Source organism: Sideroxyarcus emersonii (assembly GCF_021654335.1).
GTDB classification, from domain to species: Bacteria; Pseudomonadota; Gammaproteobacteria; order Burkholderiales; family Gallionellaceae; genus Sideroxyarcus; species Sideroxyarcus emersonii.
In genome coordinates this window covers 2,622,978-2,641,713 of the sequence record NZ_AP023423.1, presented here as the reverse complement: position 1 = coordinate 2,641,713, position 18,736 = coordinate 2,622,978, and the positions used below count along the sequence as shown (strand labels likewise).

17 protein-coding genes are annotated in these 18,736 nt (G+C 48.6%); all 17 read left to right on the top strand.

Going from position 1 to position 18,736, the window contains the following annotated elements:
- Positions 1-26 precede the first annotated feature (26 nt).
- The 17 genes from L6418_RS12905 to L6418_RS12825 all read left to right on the top strand — a co-directional run bounded on the left by L6418_RS12905 (position 27) and on the right by L6418_RS12825 (position 18,709).
- Complete coding sequence (locus L6418_RS12905) at positions 27-1,454, top strand: mannose-1-phosphate guanylyltransferase/mannose-6-phosphate isomerase (protein WP_237247331.1); 1,428 nt, start codon at positions 27-29, stop codon at positions 1,452-1,454.
- Between the two features lie 23 nt (positions 1,455-1,477).
- A complete protein-coding gene (gmd, locus tag L6418_RS12900; protein WP_237247330.1) occupies positions 1,478-2,572 on the top strand; it encodes a GDP-mannose 4,6-dehydratase in 1,095 nt (364 codons plus the stop codon).
- Between the two features lie 80 nt (positions 2,573-2,652).
- The gene (rfbF, locus tag L6418_RS12895) at positions 2,653-3,426 is read left to right on the top strand and encodes a glucose-1-phosphate cytidylyltransferase (protein WP_237247329.1); all 774 of its coding nucleotides are present in this window, start codon (positions 2,653-2,655) and stop codon (positions 3,424-3,426) included.
- Positions 3,408-4,499, top strand: coding sequence for a CDP-glucose 4,6-dehydratase (rfbG, locus tag L6418_RS12890; protein ID WP_237247328.1), 1,092 nt, complete (start codon positions 3,408-3,410; stop codon positions 4,497-4,499). Before rfbF ends, rfbG begins: the two co-directional genes overlap by 19 nt.
- 13 nt (positions 4,500-4,512) lie before the next feature.
- Complete coding sequence (gene rfbH, locus L6418_RS12885; RefSeq protein ID WP_237247327.1) at positions 4,513-5,826, top strand: lipopolysaccharide biosynthesis protein RfbH; 1,314 nt, start codon at positions 4,513-4,515, stop codon at positions 5,824-5,826.
- On the top strand, positions 5,827-6,375 hold the full coding sequence (rfbC, locus tag L6418_RS12880; RefSeq protein ID WP_237247326.1) for a dTDP-4-dehydrorhamnose 3,5-epimerase: 549 nt from the start codon (positions 5,827-5,829) through the stop codon (positions 6,373-6,375).
- Between the two features lie 13 nt (positions 6,376-6,388).
- Positions 6,389-7,282: an NAD(P)-dependent oxidoreductase gene (locus L6418_RS12875; RefSeq protein ID WP_237247325.1), complete on the top strand. Its 894-nt coding sequence runs from the start codon at positions 6,389-6,391 to the stop codon at positions 7,280-7,282.
- Between the two features lie 12 nt (positions 7,283-7,294).
- A complete protein-coding gene (locus tag L6418_RS12870; RefSeq protein ID WP_237247324.1) occupies positions 7,295-8,833 on the top strand; it encodes a hypothetical protein in 1,539 nt (512 codons plus the stop codon).
- A gap of 60 nt (positions 8,834-8,893) precedes the next feature.
- On the top strand, positions 8,894-9,967 hold the full coding sequence (locus tag L6418_RS12865) for a glycosyltransferase family 2 protein (protein ID WP_237247323.1): 1,074 nt from the start codon (positions 8,894-8,896) through the stop codon (positions 9,965-9,967).
- Positions 9,968-10,106: 139 nt separating this feature from the next.
- Positions 10,107-11,846, top strand: coding sequence for a hypothetical protein (locus L6418_RS12860; protein WP_237247322.1), 1,740 nt, complete (start codon positions 10,107-10,109; stop codon positions 11,844-11,846).
- 72 nt (positions 11,847-11,918) lie between these two features.
- Positions 11,919-12,275, top strand: coding sequence for a multidrug efflux SMR transporter (locus L6418_RS12855; protein WP_237247321.1), 357 nt, complete (start codon positions 11,919-11,921; stop codon positions 12,273-12,275).
- A gap of 82 nt (positions 12,276-12,357) precedes the next feature.
- On the top strand, positions 12,358-13,227 hold the full coding sequence (locus L6418_RS12850) for a glycosyltransferase (RefSeq protein WP_237247320.1): 870 nt from the start codon (positions 12,358-12,360) through the stop codon (positions 13,225-13,227).
- A 12-nt stretch (positions 13,228-13,239) separates the two neighbouring features.
- On the top strand, positions 13,240-13,992 hold the full coding sequence (locus L6418_RS12845; RefSeq protein WP_237247319.1) for an FkbM family methyltransferase: 753 nt from the start codon (positions 13,240-13,242) through the stop codon (positions 13,990-13,992).
- A 15-nt stretch (positions 13,993-14,007) separates the two neighbouring features.
- Complete coding sequence (locus L6418_RS12840; RefSeq protein ID WP_237247318.1) at positions 14,008-15,438, top strand: O-antigen ligase; 1,431 nt, start codon at positions 14,008-14,010, stop codon at positions 15,436-15,438.
- Positions 15,435-16,445, top strand: a complete 1,011-nt coding sequence (locus L6418_RS12835) for a glycosyltransferase family 4 protein (protein WP_237247317.1) — start codon at positions 15,435-15,437, stop codon at positions 16,443-16,445. Before L6418_RS12840 ends, L6418_RS12835 begins: the two co-directional genes overlap by 4 nt.
- Before the next feature lie 151 nt (positions 16,446-16,596).
- On the top strand, positions 16,597-17,733 hold the full coding sequence (locus tag L6418_RS12830; protein WP_237247316.1) for a glycosyltransferase family 4 protein: 1,137 nt from the start codon (positions 16,597-16,599) through the stop codon (positions 17,731-17,733).
- 16 nt (positions 17,734-17,749) lie between these two features.
- Positions 17,750-18,709: a GDP-mannose 4,6-dehydratase gene (locus L6418_RS12825; RefSeq protein WP_237247315.1), complete on the top strand. Its 960-nt coding sequence runs from the start codon at positions 17,750-17,752 to the stop codon at positions 18,707-18,709.
- Positions 18,710-18,736: the final 27 nt, after the last annotated feature.

The following is an 18,736-nucleotide window of genomic DNA, read 5'->3' as shown; positions in this document are numbered from 1 at the left end:
TATACACATTTGATGAGTTCACTATTATGAAACTGATTCCAACAATCCTATGCGGCGGGGCTGGATCGCGGCTCTGGCCGGTTTCGCGGGAGTTGCATCCCAAGCCTTTCATCCGCTTGGCGGATGGGCAAAGCCTGTTGCAAAAAGCCTGGCTGCGAGGGGCGATGTTGCCGGGAGTCATCGAGACGCTAACCGTCACAAACCGTGAGCTGTTTTTCAAGACCGAGGACGAATACCGAGAGGTAACGCCTGTTCTGGCAAAGCAAGGCATGGTCAATCGCTTCATTCTCGAGCCTTTTGGCCGCAATACGGCACCGGCCATCGCTGCAGCGGCACTCCAGGTTGCGGCTACACATGGAGAGGATGCTTGCCTCCTGGTATTGGCAGCTGACCATCTCATCGCCGATCAACCTGCGTTCGAAAAAGCCGTTGCGCGGGCCATGGAATTGGCGGCGCAAGACAAGCTGGTTACCTTCGGCATAAAGCCGGATACGCCGGAAACCGGATTCGGATACATTGAATACGACGGCAACAGCGTCAAGCGTTTTGTAGAAAAACCGAATCTGGAAAAAGCCCGGGAATACGTCGCATCGGGTCGTTACCTGTGGAACTCGGGCATGTTCTGCTTCCAGGCAGGCACGATATTGCAAGAGATGCAGCAACACTGCCCCGCCATCCTTGAAGCCACTCGCGCCTGCATGGCGCAATCCCGTCTTTCCGAAGGCAAAGGTTTCAGCCAGATAGAACTGGAAGCCAAGGCTTTCAAACAAGTGCCGGACGATTCCATCGACTATGCCGTCATGGAGAAATCCGCCAAAGTCGCAGTCGTCCCCTGCAACATCGGCTGGAGCGATATCGGCTCCTGGGCTGCCTTGGGCGACCTTACCGCAGCGGATAGCGACGGCAATCGCATAGAAGGCGAAGCCATCCTGCACGATGTCAGCAATTGCTATATCCAGAGCAACCAGCGGATCGTCGGGGCGGTGGGCGTCAAGGATCTGGTGATCATCGATACCCCCGATGCAGTGCTGGTCGCAGACCGCAGCCGCGCACAAGACGTCAAACATATCTTCGCGCGACTCAAGGCGGCAGGCCACGAAGCCCACCGCCTGCATAGCACCGTGCATCGCCCGTGGGGCACTTATACCATTCTGGAAGGCGGCTCTCGCTTCAAGATCAAGCGCATCGAGGTGAAACCCGGTGCGAGCCTGAGCCTGCAGATGCACCATCATCGCAGCGAACACTGGATCGTCGTCAGCGGCATGGCGCGCGTGGTGAACGGGACACAGGAGCTATTCGTCAATACCAACGAGTCCACTTACATTCCGGCCGGCCATAAGCACCGGCTGGAGAACCCGGGTTTGCTGCCGCTGGTGATGATCGAAGTGCAAAGCGGAGAGTACCTGGGTGAAGACGACATTGTTCGTTTCGAAGATGTGTACGGTCGCGAATAGAAATTTTTTATCGGGAGAATGAATTGAGCAAGCAAAAAGTCGCGTTGATCACCGGCATCACAGGGCAAGATGGAGCATACCTGGCCGAACTGTTGCTGAATAAAGGCTACATTGTGCACGGCCTCAAGCGCCGTTCCTCCTTGTTCAACACCGATCGGATCGATCACTTGTATCGGGATCCTCATCTCGACAACACAAAGTTCAAGCTGCATAACGGCGACCTGACCGACTCGACGAACCTCATTCGCGTCATCCAGCAGACCCAGCCCGACGAGATCTACAACCTGGCTGCCATGAGTCACGTCGCGGTTTCTTTCGAGACTCCGGAGTACACCGCAAACGCAGACGGCATCGGCACACTGCGCATTCTTGAGGCAATCCGCATCCTGGGGCTGGAGAAAAAGACGCGTTTTTACCAGGCATCGACCTCGGAACTTTATGGCCTGGTGCAAGAGATTCCGCAGAAAGAAACCACACCTTTTTATCCGCGCAGCCCTTATGCGGTGGCGAAGATGTACGCCTACTGGATCACAGTGAATTACCGCGAAGCTTATGGCATCTATGCATGCAACGGCATCCTGTTCAACCATGAAAGTCCGATCCGGGGCGAGACCTTCGTTACCCGCAAGATCACCCGGGCACTGGCCCGCATCAAACTGAACCTGCAGGATTGCCTGTACCTCGGCAACCTGGATTCCCTGCGCGACTGGGGTCACGCCAAAGACTATGTCGAAATGCAATGGATGATGCTGCAACAAGACAAGCCCGAGGATTTCGTCATCGCCACCGGCGTGCAATACAGCGTGCGCGATTTCGTGAATGCGGCAGCCAAAGAGCTCGGCATCGGCGTGCGATGGGAAGGCAAAGGGGTGGATGAAAAAGGCTACGACGCATCCACAGGCAAATGCATCGTTCAAGTCGACCCGCGCTACTTCCGTCCCACTGAAGTGGAGACCCTGCTTGGCGACCCGAGCAAGGCAAAACAGAAGCTCGGCTGGACTCCCAAAATCACCTTTCAGGAGCTCGTTTCCGAAATGGTGCGGGAAGACCTCAAGAGTGCGCAGCGCGACGAGCTGGTCAAAAAGCACGGCTTTGCCGCTTTCGATTATCACGAATAGGTACCGATGTGATCCGGGCAGAAGCGGGTTTTATTCGCAGTTCACCCGGTACCGTTACCTGATTTTTGTAGGAGCAGTCAATGAAGGCAGTCATTCTTGCAGGGGGATTGGGCACGCGAATCAGCGAAGAGACATCGACCCGTCCCAAGCCGATGGTGGAGATCGGCGGAAAACCGATCCTGTGGCACATCATGAAATTATATTCGGCGCACGGCATCAACGAATTCGTGGTTTGCTGCGGCTATAAGGGCTATGTCATCAAGGAATATTTCGCCAATTATTTCCTGCACATGTCGGACGTGACTTTCGACATGGAGCACAACAAGATGGAAGTGCACCAGCGGTATGCCGAGCCATGGAAAGTAACCCTGGTGGATACCGGCGAAGACACCATGACCGGTGGCCGCCTGAAACGCGTAGCGAATTACATCAAGGATGAAGAGGCGTTCTGTTTCACTTACGGCGATGGCGTGGGGGACGTCAACATCACCGAGCTGATTGCTTTCCACAAGGCGCAGAAAGTTAAAGCCACTTTGACTGCTGCCGTTCCCCCGGGGCGATTCGGCGCATTGGATATGGTCGGAAACAAGGTCAACAGTTTCCGTGAAAAACCCAAAGGCGATGGCGCCATGATCAACGGCGGCTTCTTCGTACTGTCCCCGCAAGTCATCGATTACATCGCCGAAGACAAGACCATCTGGGAGCGCGACCCGCTGGAGCGCCTGGCGGAAGAGGGTGAGTTGGCTGCATTCCACCATAACGGTTTCTGGCAGCCGATGGATACCCTGCGTGACAAGATGCATCTCGAAGAGCTGTGGCAATCCGGCAAGGCTCCATGGAAGATCTGGAAATGAAGGCGGAATTCTGGCGCGGCAAGCGCGTGCTGCTGACCGGGCATACCGGTTTCAAGGGGAGCTGGCTATCGCTCTGGCTGCAATCCATGGGCGCGCAAGTGGTGGGTTATGCTTTGGCGGCACCCTCCAACCCAAGCCTGTTCGATGTTGCAGAGGTGGGCCAGGGTATGACCAGCATCATCGGTGACATCCGCGATCTGGAACATCTGCGCAAAGTGTTTGCTGAACACAAGCCCGAGATCGTGATTCACATGGCGGCGCAAGCATTGGTGCGCTATTCCTATGTCGAGCCGGTCGAAACCTATTCCACCAACGTGATGGGTACGGTAAATCTGCTCGAGGCGGTTCGCGGCACGAACAGCGTGAGGGCTGTGGTAAACGTGACCAGCGACAAATGCTATGACAACCGCGAATGGGTGTGGGGCTACCGCGAGAACGAAGCGATGGGCGGCTACGACCCATACAGCAACAGCAAGGGCTGCGCAGAGCTGGTGACGGCTGCCTACCGCAATTCCTACTTCCATCCGGACAAATATAAAGAGCATGGCGTTGCCATTGCTTCCGGGCGTGCGGGCAATGTCATCGGTGGCGGCGATTGGGCTGAAGATAGGCTGATCCCCGATATCATGCGCGCCATCACCCAAGGTAAACTGGTCAGTATCCGCAACCCGCATGCCATCCGGCCATGGCAGCACGTGCTCGAGCCGCTTTCCGGTTACCTGGTGCTGGCGCAAAAGCTCTACGAAGAAGGTGCGGCCTATGCCGAAGGCTGGAACTTCGGCCCGAACGATGAAGACGCCAAGCCTGTGCAGTGGATCGTGGAAAAGCTGACCAAGGCCTGGGGCGGAGGTGCTGGCTGGGAACTCGATGGCGGTGAGCATCCGCATGAAGCACATTACCTGAAGCTGGACTGCTCCAAGGCAAAGATGCGGCTGGACTGGCATCCCAGATGGCATCTCGAAGATGCACTGGGCGCGATCATCGAATGGCAACGGGCATATCGGGACGGAAAAGACATGCGCGAGCTGACGTTGCGCCAGATCGGCGCATACAACGGTATTCAAAAACATTAGCAGGGGTCACAAAGTGGACAAAACAGAACTGAAACAGCAGATATTGAACCTGGTCGAGCAATACAGCGCATTGCAATATGCGGCAAAACCTTTCCAGGCCGGCAGCAGCGTTATTCCACCTTCCGGCAAAGTGCTCGGTGCCGCGGAGCTGAAGAACATGGTCGAGGCCTCCCTGGATGGGTGGCTTACCACCGGGCGCTTCAACGAGGCATTCGAGAAACGTTTTGCCGAATTCGTTGGGGTGCCTTATGCGCTGACCACCACTTCCGGTTCGTCGGCGAATCTGCTGGCCTTCACGGCACTGACCTCGCACAAGCTGGGTGCGCGCGCATTGAAACCCGGCGACGAAGTCATCACCGTGGCAGCCGGCTTCCCCACCACCGTGAACCCGATGTTGCAGAACGGCATGGTGCCGGTGTTCGTGGATGTGGATATTCCTACCTACAACATCGACCCGAAGAAGATCGAAGCGGCGGTCAGTCCAAAGACCAAAGCCATCATGGTGGCGCATACGCTGGGCAATCCGTTCGATCTGGATGTTGTGATGGCGGTGGCCAGGAAACATGATCTGTGGGTCATCGAAGATTGCTGCGATGCGCTCGGCTCACGCTACAAAGGCCAGCATGTCGGCACCTTCGGTCACATCGCCACCTGCAGTTTTTATCCTGCGCACCATATCACCATGGGCGAGGGCGGCATGGTATTCACCAAGGATCGCGACCTGCGCACCATCATCGAATCTTTCCGCGACTGGGGGCGCGATTGCTATTGCGCACCGGGCTGCGACAATACCTGCGGCAAACGCTTCGGCTGGAAGCTGGGTACGCTGCCCGAAGGCTACGACCATAAGTACACCTATTCGCATTTAGGTTACAACCTCAAGATTACCGACATGCAGGCCGCCTGCGCGCTGGCGCAGATGGATCGCCTGCCGGAATTCGTCGAAGCACGCAAACACAATTTCGCATTCCTTAAAGAGCGGCTGAAATCCTGTGAAGAATTCCTGACCCTGCCGGAAGCTACCGCAGGCAGCGAACCTTCCTGGTTCGGCTTCCCAATCACCTTGCGCGAAGCGGCAGGGGTGAATCGCGTCGAGCTGCTGAAATACCTGGATCAATACAAGATCGGCACGCGCCTGCTGTTCGCCGGTAATCTCACTCGCCAGCCGTATTTCGAAGGCCGCAGTTACCGTATCAGCGGAGAACTCGCCAACACCGACAAGATCATGAACGACACGCTCTGGATCGGCGTGTACCCAGGTCTGACCGAGGAGATGCTGAGCTTTGTGGTCGAGAAGATCGAAGCGTTTTTTGGCGTGAATTTCTAAGTGTTCGACGTCAAACCAAGCAAGCTCGCGGGTTGCCTTGAGCTGCAACCGAAAGTATTTGATGATGCGCGTGGTCGGTTTGTGAAAGTATTTCACGAACAGGCTTTTGCGGCTCAAGGCCTGGAGACCGGATTTGCCGAAGAGTATTACTCCGTTTCCCACAAGAATGTGATCAGGGGGTTGCATTTCCAGTTGCCGCCAATGGACCACGTCAAGATGGTGTACTGCGTCGCAGGTGAAGTAATGGACGCCGTTGTCGACCTGAGGGCAGGATCCCCTACCTATGGTCAGTTCGACCTGTTTGAATTGAGCGCCGCCAAGGCCAACAGCATCTATATCCCCAAAGGCATGGCGCATGGCTTCTGTGCACGAAGTGATCAGGCCATCATGGTTTACAAAGTAGGTACGATATATTCACCGGCTCATGATGCAGGTGTGCTTTGGAATTCCGTCGGCATACCTTGGCCGACAACCGAGGCCATTCTCTCGGCGCGAGACCAAAGCTTTCCGTCCTTCGACAAATTCGCAAGCCCATTCCGTTATGAATGACCTGGATTTCCAAATGATCGAACGTAAAGCCGTTGCGCTTGTCACCGGAGCAACGGGTTTTGTCGGCAGTCACCTTGTCCGGCGCTTGGTGACAGAGGGATGGGAAGTTCACATATTGAACCGTGCAGAATCGCGTTTGCCTGATCACCCGGAATTCGCGCAGACAACAAGACACATCCATGACGGCAGCACACAAGGCATGGCGGAGTGTGTGGCCCAGGCCAAGCCGGATGTGGTATTCCATCTGGCCTCGCTATTTCTTGCACAACACGAATCCAAGGATATCGAACCGCTGGTCTTGAGCAATGTGCTGTTCGGCAGTCAGCTCCTCGAAGCGATGCGGATCAATGGAGTGGACAAGATTGTTAACACCGGAACATCGTGGCAACACTACAACAACGAAGACTACAACCCGGTTTGTTTGTATGCAGCAACCAAACAGGCATTTGAAGATATTCTGGCCTACTATACGGAAGCCGCATCGTTAAAGGCGGTCACGCTGCAGCTCTTCGATACTTACGGGCCGGGCGACCCCAGGCCTAAACTTTTTCATCTCCTGGCCAAAACAGCCAAGAATCAGGAAGCACTCGCCATGTCTCCGGGCGAGCAGCTGATCGACCTTGTTTACATTGATGATGTTATTGATGCGTTCCTTTGCGCAAAGGATGTGCTCTACGAATTGCCAAAAGGGCATCAGGTATATGCCGTATCGTCTGGACAGCCCCTGCAACTTCGAGAGCTGGTTGCCATTTATGAGAATGAACTGGGAGTGAAATTACCCATAGAGTGGGGAAAGCGCACCTACCGCCCACGAGAAGTCATGACGCCATGGAACAAGGGCCGCACCTTGCGAGGCTGGCATCCAAAAGTCGGTTTGGTTGAAGGCATCCGACGTATCTCTAGATAACAGAATGCAGGCATGAGCGTTCAACGAAAGATATTGAGGGGAGTGTCAGGCGGGGCCTTTTTTTCTGTAGTTTCAATCATTGTATTGATTATCCAGTTGCGGCTGGTATTGGACTACTTGTCGCCCGGTCTTGCCGGAACGTGGTTGTTGTTCGTCTCCGTTGGTTCTTACATTGCATTTTTCGACTTGGGTCTGAGCCCAACTGTCGCTAGGGAAATCAGCTTTCATTTGGGTACCCCAAGCCACGATGAACAACAAAGAAGCAAACTGATTGCCGATCTGCTTGCGACGAGCAATCTGCTTTTTCGTATCCTCGCTGTCGCTGCCTTTTTCCTGGCGGTGCTGATTGGTGGCTATTTCGTACATGCAAGCACTCCGGCATCCGAATACGCTCAAGTGGCGTGGGCATGGTTCATTTTCTCAGCCGGCGCTGCACTTAATCTGTGGGCGAGCAGCCCACTTGCAGCGCTTTATGGCATGGGATATTTGGGCACTGAGCGGATGATTCGATCATTTTCGCTCATGATGGGATTGGCTTTGACATTCATGCTGCTATACGCCGGGTTCGGCCTCATCGGGCTTGCTGTCGCCTGGACGGTCCAGGGATTTCTGGCCAGATACGCGGCAAAACGGATTCTGTACAACAAATGTCCGGACGTATTCATGATCCGCAGTCAGCCGGATCTTCAACTTGCAAAATCCATCATTCTGCCAAGCCTGAAATGGGCAGTGATGGGCTTCGGAGCGATCCTGATCCTGCAAACCGACAATGTCATCATAGCGGCGATACTTGGTCCTGCAGCAATCCCTAACTACGAAGCGGCCGCCAAAATTGCAATCAGCACGATGACCGCTGCCCTATTGTTGGTGACTGCCACCTCGCCGCAAATTTCAAAAGCATACGCCGAGAAAGATTCAACTCTGGTAACCTCGCTTTTGTCGCAAAGCGTCAGGCTGAGTGTTTCAGCTGTCGTTTTCCTGGTTGCCTTCGTGTCGGTTTTCGGCGATTCCATTATTGCACTCTGGCTGGGAAACGGGAGGTTCGTCGGCTTTCCAGTACTTTGGACACTGCTGCTGATGGTGCTTCTGGAGGCTCACCATGTAGCGATGGCAACAGCAACTGTTGCTACAGGTCATGTGGTGTTTGCCAAGCCAGCTATGATTGCGGGCTTATTAAACCTGGCGATCTCCATTCTGCTTGCATCCCAATTAGGTCTGTGGGGTGTGGCTTTGGGCACATTGATCGCACAAATCCTGACCAACAACTGGTATGCACCCTACATAGCGCTCAAGCATTTTGGCATTCCATTCGGCTCGCACTTCAAGTCAGTCTTGACCCCGACATTTATACTGTTACTGGTTCTGTTAGGAGCGAACTTTGAAATGAAGCAATTACTGACTGATCTTGGCAATCTGAGTATGCTTACTATTGCCTTTGTTATATCAATACTACTTGCCGCATCAGTTTCGTACTTATTGGTTTTAACAAGAGGGGAGCGGCAATCGCTGAATAAATTAGTGACTTCACAAATCGGACAGACCGTTAAGTGATAGCGCACAAAAATTCGATGATGCAGTTAGGGGAAGCTGGCTAAGACTATGAAAGGCATTATGAGAAATAAGACCTGTAACGAAGAGCATATAGACGAAATCGTTAATCGGATTGACCGACTTGAAAGACTAGTCTTGCAGATTCGGGGCGTTCGATCTGTGCTTGCAGAAGAACAAATAAATAGTTGCAAACTTACTTTCATTTCGCCTTGCTACAACGAAAAAGAAAATTTGCAAAATTTGTATACCCGTATATTGAATTCGTGTGAAGAATCCGGGTTGGATGATTTTGAAATTATCTGGATTGAAAATGGATCGTTTGATGGCTCTATCGAATCAATGATGCAATTGGCAGAGAAAGATAGCAGGTTGCGCATTATCCAATTGTCTAGAAATTATGGCTACCAAGGAGCAATCACTTGTGGTTTGGCACATGCGCGAGGGGAGTTCGTGGCCATTTTAGATGGTGATTTACAAGATCCTCCTGAATTAATCGTCAAGATGTTATCTATTGCGGAAAACGATGGTTTTGATGTTGTGTATGGAGTTAGAAAAAAAAGGAAGGAAAACATATTTAAGCGATTTGCCTATGCGGCATTCTATAGGCTCTGGAAATTTACTGCAGAAATCGAGATTCCCTTGGATGCTGGTGATTATTGTGTAATGAGGCGTCAAGTGGTGAATGCAATGAATAGTATGCCTGAGCGCCAAAGATTCACCCGCGGACTTAGAGCTTGGGTCGGTTTTAAACAAACTGGTTTTCAGTATGAACGAGATGCTCGTGCTGGAGGGGAAAGCAAGTTTGGGCTATCGGGCATGATAAATCTGGCTTTGGATGGGCTTGTTGCGTATTCAGTTGCGCCCCTACGCATGGCTACCATCATTGGAATATCCGTATCTGGCTTAGCATTCGCACTTATCTTGATTCAGGGAGTTGGGCGATTAATAGCATACGCACTTGGTAGTACATTTGTAGGAGTGCTCCCCCCCGGAATTTCACAAACCAATTTATTAATGGCCAGTCTGTTCGGAGTTCAAATGCTTGTCGTAGGAGTTCTGGGCGAATACATAGGCAGAATATATGTCGAAGTCAAGGATAGGCCAATTTTCTTGATCAAAGACAAGATCAATTAAAAATGAAGAGCGGCGTCAAGCGTAAGCGCTTAATTGCACAAGCTGGGGAATTCTTACAGTGGGAATTGAAGTTGCTATATATATTTATTTGCTGGTTAACTCCCAATTTCGGTAGCAGAAATCCTTATTGAAAGAATGCATGGAACGAATCTCAATACTGTTTTCGATATTGCTTGCTGGCTATCTCTCATGGAGCATATTTAAAGGAAAGGCGCTGGCATTCAAATTCGTTAGCGCATTAATTCTTTTTACTTCCACAGTTGCATTGACTGGATTCATCAGTGGAAGCCTAGGCCAACGAGTTGACGGCATTGCAGTGTTTTTCGGATCGATGATTTCTCTGATTCTGGGGAAGATATTGATAAATTTGGACAGTAAAAAAACCCTTGCGCTGAATGTTCCTGACTTAAGTGCCTCACAGGCCCTTAACCATAAGGGGGATAAATCTTCATGGGTTTTTTTATGTGCATTTCTGGGCTGGGCAGTTCTAAATCTATATCTCTCTTCTTGGCAAATAATTCCCCAAAGCGTATCAGTTGATTCAGCGGCTCACTACTCACTGGTCAGATACTTGTACGAGTACAAACACCTTCCGGCCAGTGACTGGTCATTCCTGTGGGAGATAGCCAACTATCCATTTGGCTTCCATTTGACGGTGGCAATCGCCGCAACTCTGTTTGGCGTTGATCCATTTTATGTTATGTGGATATTTGCTGCGCTACTTATGGGCATTGTGGTTGCAACAGCATGCACAATGATTTACAGCGATTTACGAACCAGACTATATGCCGCAGTAGTGGCAGTCTTGTGGGCATTTGCAATGTTTTTAGTAAGTCCCTATATAACAGAATCTTATTCAAGAAGCGGATTCTATCCGATGGTGCTTGGGTTGGTTTATATAGTTATGTTTATCTGGTGTTTGCGATGTTTCGCAGAAATAACTTGGGGGAAGATTTTTTTTGTATCAATTGCGCTTTCCGGCATGGGGCTAACATATCCGCAGTGGCTCCCACTTCTTTTCTTAATGTATGCATATCTTGTTTACATCAAGATAGGTCTATCTGGGGCAAGAAGAATAGTGGTGCTACTGATTCCCATCATAATTTCCACAGCAATCGGAGCCGATTTTGTGCTGCGGAATTGGGATGGCCTAAAGTATATATACAACATAGAAGGAGGAGTTAGTATGGACTCGCGCTATCTCGCTATCTTGGCGGGAGGGAGCTTTCTGTTACTACTTTCAATTTCGTTTAAAAAAATGTCAGAGGGTGCACAAGTGACAATTGCTATCTCGTTAGAAAACTTGTGTCGCGATTACATATTTGTGTTGCTGATTGTTGTTGGGCTAGTTGGATTGGTCGTTATTAGTAAAGTAATTGCGGGTTTTGGAGGGATGTATCCAATTTATAAATATGCGTATGTATTAACGCCGCTATTTATTTTATTTCTTTCGCAGAGTTATGTATTCAGAAAAGGCGAAGGAATTCGCGAGCAATTTAAAATCGCGATTCCAGCGGTTGTTTTGCTTGGAACGTTGCTTCATTTTGGACTGCACAAGTTTTCTCCTGCTATCCAGGAGAATGAATTCAATGCCTTGAAATGGGTCAAGAAAAATATAGCCAATGATAGTGTCACTTATTTAAACGAGGCCCCTTTTCCATTGTTTGGCTATGCAATAACTGGGAAGCCGCAAACAAAAGGTGAATTCGAGTGGTGGGTACATCCATCACCCCAGTTTGAAGCATGGAAGTCTCAGGCCGGCCCGGGGGAAATCGCTATACGGTCGTACGTTCGGGAAGATGTTGTTGAGAAGAATAACAACGGAAATTTTCAGGTGTTATATAAAGATGGGGATTGTGTGGTGATAAAAAAAATCTGATGCTGCACAAAATTCTACTTTGTGTTGATTTAAAAACTTCTATTGTTCGAGTGCCGAACATGGTTACAGCGTATGAAATGGCTAATTCTAATTCTCGGTATTGTATCCAGCGCATCTGCAAGTGTTTGTATCAAGCTGGCCACAATGCCTCCTCACAAGCTTCCTTCTTTCAATGATCCACTAGCTATATTGAGCAACTTGCCATTATGGTTCGGCGTGGGGTTTTATGGGCTAGCTTTTTTGCTTTATACGGCAGCGTTAAAACTTTTGCCGCTCAATGTTGCTTACCCTGTTTTGACATCAGGAGCAGTGGCGGTAGTGGCACTTCTTTCGGCACTAATATTTCAGGAGCCGTTTAATTGGATGACGGTATCTGGGATCGTACTAGTAATAGCAGGCGTAATACTAATTACTGCCAAATTAATCTGAATTCACCCGCAATGCTAATGAACATCGGCAAACTAGCGAAGCAATCATTTAATCTTTTGTTTTCAATTCTGGTAAATAAGCTGTGAAGACAGATAATCAGCCCCAAGTGTCGGTATGTATTCCTGTGTATAACGGCGCAAAATACATCGCTGAAACCATACAGTCTGTCTTGGCACAGACATATCCAAGGATCGAGATCCTGATTCAGGACAACGCTTCAACCGACAACACGAAAAGTATTCTGAATGAATTCGCAACCAAATATTCTCAAATCCATGTGGAGCAGAATGAGCAAAACTGCGGCATGACAGCGAATTGGAATTTGGTGATTAACCGGGCGCGTGGAGACTACGTCATGCTGTTGAGTGCTGACGACCTCCTAATGCCTCAGTTCATAGAAAAATGCCTTTTGATTTTCGAACAAGATGCAGTTGATGCGGTAGTTACCAATCACCTTTTTATCAAATCGGGGACAAGAAGCCCTCGCAGAAAGCTTGTCGCAACAGGTGTGTACCAAAACCATAGTAAGGTGATATTACTGTATAACCCTTTTTCAGTTAATTTCACTTTATTTAGCAGGGCATTAATTGAAAAGATGAAGGTTCAGGGAAATCTATTCCGTTCATTTATGACTTGTGATTACGACTTGTGCTTAAGGATTTCATTGTCTGAAATGAGAGTCGCGTATTGCGAAGAAGCCTTGGGGATTTACAGAGTGCATGATTCAAATCTTTCAAAACAAGGCAAAAAGATGTTGCGACAGGCAGCACTCGTTGTTTTATCGCACAAGAATGCGCTCCAAAGCCATAGTCGTACAGCATATCGAATAACACTTCTACGTTTTATGCTCCGAGCCCTTTTTCAACTGCTGCGCACCAACGTTTATGATGGCAGGCTTGTAGGAATATTGAGAGCCGAAATATCTCGTGAAGCCATTAGATTCTTGAAGTAAATGGGAGAGATAATGTTCAAATCAATACGCGATACCATATTTAATTTGATTCCCAAGCGATATCATCTGCCGGTTTTTTATTTTTACTACAGAGCATTTGGAAAGCTTGAGCACGAGTTAGTAGTGCTACCTAAGCTTGTTTCGGAGTGCAGAGTCGCTGTCGACATCGGTGCGAACCGAGGCTTGTACACATATTCCCTGGCAAAATTTTGCAAGAAGGTTGTTTGCTTTGAACCACAGCCTTGGTGCTATTCGAAAATTGCTGCATACGCCAAGCCTAATGTTGTTGCTCATAATGTTGGGTTATCCAGCAGCCTGGGTACCCTAAATCTCTATATACCTCATGATAGCCGCGGTACCAAATTAGATGGGTTGGCAAGCTTTCGCCCCACTACTAACTCAGAAATGCTTGAAGTCCCAGTAAAGCGTCTTGATGACTTTATGCTTGCCGAAGTTGATTTCATAAAAATCGATGTGGAAGGACATGAATACGAAGTTCTAGAAGGTGCTAAAGAAACAATTTTGGCGAATAAGCCTGTTCTGTTAATCGAAATAGAACAAAGACATCTTAATCGACCAATTGACGAAATTATCAATAAAATTATCCAGTTTGGATATGAAGGCTTTTACTTGCACGAACAAGATATGGTCAATATCAGTAACTTTTCATATGAGATACATCAAAAGCCATATTTGGAAAATGTTTTCGACAATAGATATGTGAATAATTTCTTTTTCTTTCCCAAATCAGATGCTAAAAAATAGAATAATTCCAATTTGATGGAAATCACATTAGTAGGTTGGTTCCTAATTTTGTTTGGACCGGTGTTGTTTATCTTTGCTCCAAACTGGTTATATTTTTTGGCAATTTTCCTTATTCCATTCTCCGCCACTGCAGTGATCAATATGTCGGTAGGCGGTGAATTAAAGGGCGTTCCCGCCATACTGCTAGTTGGAAGCCTCTGGCTTGGTCGAGAGTTTTATGCTCTGACGCGCTTGAGGCCATTGGTATTACCCAAATACATTCAGGCGTTCGGGGCAATGTGCCTTCTTTACATCGCAATATTGGCCTGTTCTCTGGTTGCGCTTTGGCAGATGCCAAATCAATTTGTGGTTCACTCACCAAGGCTTGATGCTCCCGGTTCATTTCTGCTGTCCCTTTCGGCTCACAATATCACCCAGTTCCTTTACGCAGTGTTTTGGATCTTGATGACATTATTGATTGTCATGCGGAATCAAAATGAGGAAGCTCTGATCAGAACAATTAGAATATTTGTTATGTCGGCGGTGTTCGTCAGCTGTTGGGGTATTTTTCAATGGGCTGCTTACCATTATGGTTTCGATTACCCTCAGACTATATTCAATAGCAGTGAAACTTCATCTGCACGAGGATTCACCGGTGTGATAAAGGAAGCTGGGTTTAAGCGCATCACTTCGGTTGCTGTGGAAGCATCAATACTGGCACAGTTCCTATTGGCTGCTGTCCCATTGCTTATGGCTGTGGAGTGGTTCAAATCCCCGATCTTTTCAATTTTCACAGATAGAATGATCTTGGTGCTTTTACTTCTGGTGCTTTTACTATCAACTAGCTCCACATCCTATCTTGGAATATTCGTGTTGCTGCTCGGGTTTCCTGTGCTTCTGAAGCTGAATTGGCAGTCTTTAAGGCGCTATATATTTTTGGCGGTGGCGTATGGGCTTGTGGAGGTGTCTTTAATAGCCATAATGTCGCATTTCACTGCACAAATAGATCAACTGGAATCTGTTGCCATCCATTCATATTCGATTGAAGAAAGAATTTATACTATTCACAACGCATGGCAGTCATTCCTGGAATCTCCTGTACTTGGGCTAGGTTGGGGCAGTGTTACCTCTCATGATTTGTTTGTAAACCTGCTGGCTAATAGTGGACTAATAGGATTGTGGGGGTTCATATTGCTAATTTTTGGACCGTTATCGACTCAATTTGTCGCACTCGAAAAATCCCCCATCAATAATCAGAATGCAGCGTTGGGGTTCGGAATCTTAAGTTCTTTTTTACTGATGTTAGCAATAAACATTGTCAGCGGTTTTAGCTACGTGTTTGGCCATTTCTGGTTATTGCTGGCTCTTCTGGTTAGTTCAGGAATGCTGCTACGTTCCAACGCACTACCTGAAAATCGCATTTCTGGGGGGTGTAATAAGACGCTTTCGGTAGGGGAGACAATATGAGGGTTGCAATGGTCACGGGCTCATATCCTCCCATGCCATGCGGCATCGGCGATTACACGGCCAAACTGGTTGAGGCTTTGGCGGCAATTGGGGTGGAAGTAGATGTGTACTCAAAAAACGTTGACTGGAGCCTTTTCAAGGCCAAACAGCTGGTGGCAAGAATTGCTGCATCGTCACCGGATATTGTTCACATTCAATATCCAGCGACAGGCTACGGCCATAAGCTTGGGCCACAAGCGCTGAGCTTGTTATTGAAGCCCTGTGTTGTCACCCTCCATGAAATCAGCCAAGTGCACTTGCTGAGGAAGCTTGCGCTTTACCCATTTGCATATGGTGCCGAGCAGTTGATATTTACTTCCGAGTTTGAACGGCGATACTCGATTAAGTATGCGCCATGGATAGCAAGGCGGTCTTGCTCAATCCCCATAGGCAGTTTTATATCAGTACCTGCTGCGTTATGTGAGAAAGACCTGCCCGATATTGTGAGTTTCGGATTGATTCGGCCGGACAAGGGAATCGAGCAGGTGATTGCCTTGGCGGCGTTGATCAAAGCAAAAGGCTTGTCACTGAAGGTGCGCATAATCGGTGCGATTGATCCTAAGCAGCCGGCTTATATTGAAAAACTGCGAGCCGAGTCAGAGGCTTTACCCATTACATGGCAGATTGGCCTAACTGAACCCGAGGTGGCCAGCATTCTCGCAAGGTCACGCGTAGCGTATATGCCATTTCCGGATGGCGCGTCAGAACGCCGTTCTTCATTATTGGCTGTCTTGTTGAATGGCGTTGCTACGGTTTCAACCAGGGGTAGCTTCACGACGAATGAATTAGCCGACACACTTGCATTTGCAGACTCTCCAGAACAAGCCTTGCAAACAATTTCCCAAATTCTGGGACAACCTGCAAGGCTCGATGCATTGGCACGGCGAGCCCGCGAATATGTGCAACGGCGCGACTGGAATCAGATTGCATCGCAGCATGTAAAGATTTACAAAAACATTTTGCTATAAATAAAGTTACTCGGATTGGCAAACTGGTTGTTTGGTATGATTGATTTTAACAAATAACGTTGTCAATTGTGGCTTGCCGTAGCCAAGTTCATGGTAATCAACCACAAGCGAGTGTGGGTGTAACTTAGAAAGCTGCAAATTGTTTTTCCCTATGAATAAATTGAAAATCGCCATAGTTCACGACTGGCTCACAGTATATGCAGGAGCAGAGCGGGTACTTGAACAGATGTTGGTCTGTTTTCCTGATGCAGACCTATATAGTCTGGTTGACTTTCTTCCTGAAGAAAACCGCGATTTCATTCTGAATAAGAAAGTGACAACTTCTTTTATTCAACACCTGCCATTGGCTCGCACAAAATATCGTAATTATTTACCGATGATGCCATTGGCAGTAGAACAATTTGACTTGTCGGGCTATGACTTGGTTATATCCAGTTCGCACGCCGTTTCTAAGGGCGTGCTGGTTGGGCCAAATCAGCTTCACCTTTGTATGTGCTACTCACCTATTCGCTATGCATGGGATTTGCAGCATCAATATTTGAGGGAGTCAGGATTGGACCGCGGCTTGAAAAGCTGGGTTGCGCGCTGGATCCTGCACAAGATGCGCCTGTGGGATGTGCGTACTGCAAATGGCGTTGATGAATTCATCGCTATTTCGCGCTTCATTGCCAGACGCATAGACAAAACGTATCGTAGAAGCTCAACTGTCATTTATCCGCCGGTTGATGTATCTGCATTCACGCTCCAGACTGAAAAAGAAAATTTCTATCTAACGGCATCGAGAATGGTGCCCTACAAGAAAATTCCGATGATAGTTGAGGCCTTTGCTTCCATGCCGGATAAACGCTTGGTGGTGATTGGTGACGGACCGGACTTGGCTAAATGCAAGGAAGTAGCTGGCTCCAATGTCGCTCTCATGGGATGGCAGCCTTTTGAAGTATTGAAAGATCACATGCAGCGCGCAAAAGGTTTTATCTTTGCCGCAGAAGAAGATTTTGGTATCGCTCCACTGGAGGCCCAGGCGTGTGGAACGCCAGTTATTGCGTTTGGTAAGGGGGCTGTTTTGGAGACGGTGCATGGGCTTAACGCGGACGTGCCAACCGGAGTATTTTTCCAGGAGCAAACTCCCAAAGCTGTAGTTGAGGCATTGCATATTTTTGAAGTAGAAGGTGGGAGCATTTCCGCCCAAGCGTGCCGTGAAAATGCGCTACGTTTTTCGCCTGAACGTTTTCGCAAGGAATTTACAGAGTTTGTAGATGCATCATGGCGAGCCTGGAATCGCAGTTAACTGGGCGAGTAAACATATGAAACGTGCATTAATTTGTGGTGTGGGTGGACAGGACGGTGCGTATCTGGCGAAGCTGTTGCTTGCTAAGGGATATGAAGTAGTTGGAACCTCTCGTGATGCTGATACAACACCCTTCACGAATTTGGAACGCTTGGGGATATTGGAACATGTAAGTACTGTTTCAATGCGCATTGATGACTATCATAGTGTGCAATCAATTGTCAGTTCTACCAAACCAGATGAAATCTATAATCTCGCTGGACAAAGTTCGGTGGGGTTGTCATTTGATCATCCGGTCGAGACTATGGAAGGCATCGTCTGTGGGACGATGAATCTACTGGAGTCGATCCGCGCTGTAGAGAGTTCAATCCGAATATTTAATGCTGGATCAGGTGAGTGCTTTGGTGAAGCAGGACAAATACCTGTGACAGAAAGCTCACCATTTCATCCTCATAGTCCTTATGCTGTGGCAAAGACGGCAGCCCACAATTTGGTCAAGACATATCGTGAAGCATATGGAATGTTTGCTTGTACTGGAATTTTATTCAACCATGAATCTCCATTGCGTTCAAAACGTTTTGTGACGAAGAAGATTGTTTGTGCGGCTGCAGATATATTTGCAGGACAAAATACCAAACTTCAACTTGGCAATCTGGATGTTTATCGAGACTGGGGTTGGGCGGAAGAATATGTCGAGGCCATGTGGCTCATGCTGCAACAAGAAGCGGCAGATGATTATATTATCGCAACTGGCAAGACTGTTAGCCTTGAGTATTTTGTTGAGAAGGCTTTTGCCTATTTCAATCTGAATTGGAAAGATCATACAGAAATTGACGCTGCTCACTTCCGATTGTCTGACGCTCAATATATTAGTGCCAATCCCGAAAAAGCCAACAAGCAACTCATGTGGCGCAGCACCGTCGGGGTCGAAGAGGTAATTAATAGATTGTGCAAAGATGCATCAGAAGCGAGATAGTGGAACCAATTGATTAGTACTGGAAAG

Bases quoted from the DNA above. Each gene is read 5' to 3' on its own strand.
- L6418_RS12905 (WP_237247331.1), top strand. From the start codon at position 27: ATGAAACTGATTCCAACAATCCTATGCGGCGGGGCTGGATCGCGGCTC.
- rfbF (WP_237247329.1), top strand. From the start codon at position 2,653: ATGAAGGCAGTCATTCTTGCAGGGGGATTGGGCACGCGAATCAGCGAA.
- rfbG (WP_237247328.1), top strand. From the start codon at position 3,408: ATGGAAGATCTGGAAATGAAGGCGGAATTCTGGCGCGGCAAGCGCGTG.
- L6418_RS12875 (WP_237247325.1), top strand. From the start codon at position 6,389: ATGATCGAACGTAAAGCCGTTGCGCTTGTCACCGGAGCAACGGGTTTT.
- L6418_RS12870 (WP_237247324.1), top strand. From the start codon at position 7,295: ATGAGCGTTCAACGAAAGATATTGAGGGGAGTGTCAGGCGGGGCCTTT.
- L6418_RS12865 (WP_237247323.1), top strand. From the start codon at position 8,894: ATGAGAAATAAGACCTGTAACGAAGAGCATATAGACGAAATCGTTAAT.
- L6418_RS12860 (WP_237247322.1), top strand. From the start codon at position 10,107: ATGGAACGAATCTCAATACTGTTTTCGATATTGCTTGCTGGCTATCTC.
- L6418_RS12855 (WP_237247321.1), top strand. From the start codon at position 11,919: ATGAAATGGCTAATTCTAATTCTCGGTATTGTATCCAGCGCATCTGCA.
- L6418_RS12845 (WP_237247319.1), top strand. From the start codon at position 13,240: ATGTTCAAATCAATACGCGATACCATATTTAATTTGATTCCCAAGCGA.
- L6418_RS12840 (WP_237247318.1), top strand. From the start codon at position 14,008: ATGGAAATCACATTAGTAGGTTGGTTCCTAATTTTGTTTGGACCGGTG.
- L6418_RS12835 (WP_237247317.1), top strand. From the start codon at position 15,435: ATGAGGGTTGCAATGGTCACGGGCTCATATCCTCCCATGCCATGCGGC.
- L6418_RS12830 (WP_237247316.1), top strand. From the start codon at position 16,597: ATGAATAAATTGAAAATCGCCATAGTTCACGACTGGCTCACAGTATAT.
- L6418_RS12825 (WP_237247315.1), top strand. From the start codon at position 17,750: ATGAAACGTGCATTAATTTGTGGTGTGGGTGGACAGGACGGTGCGTAT.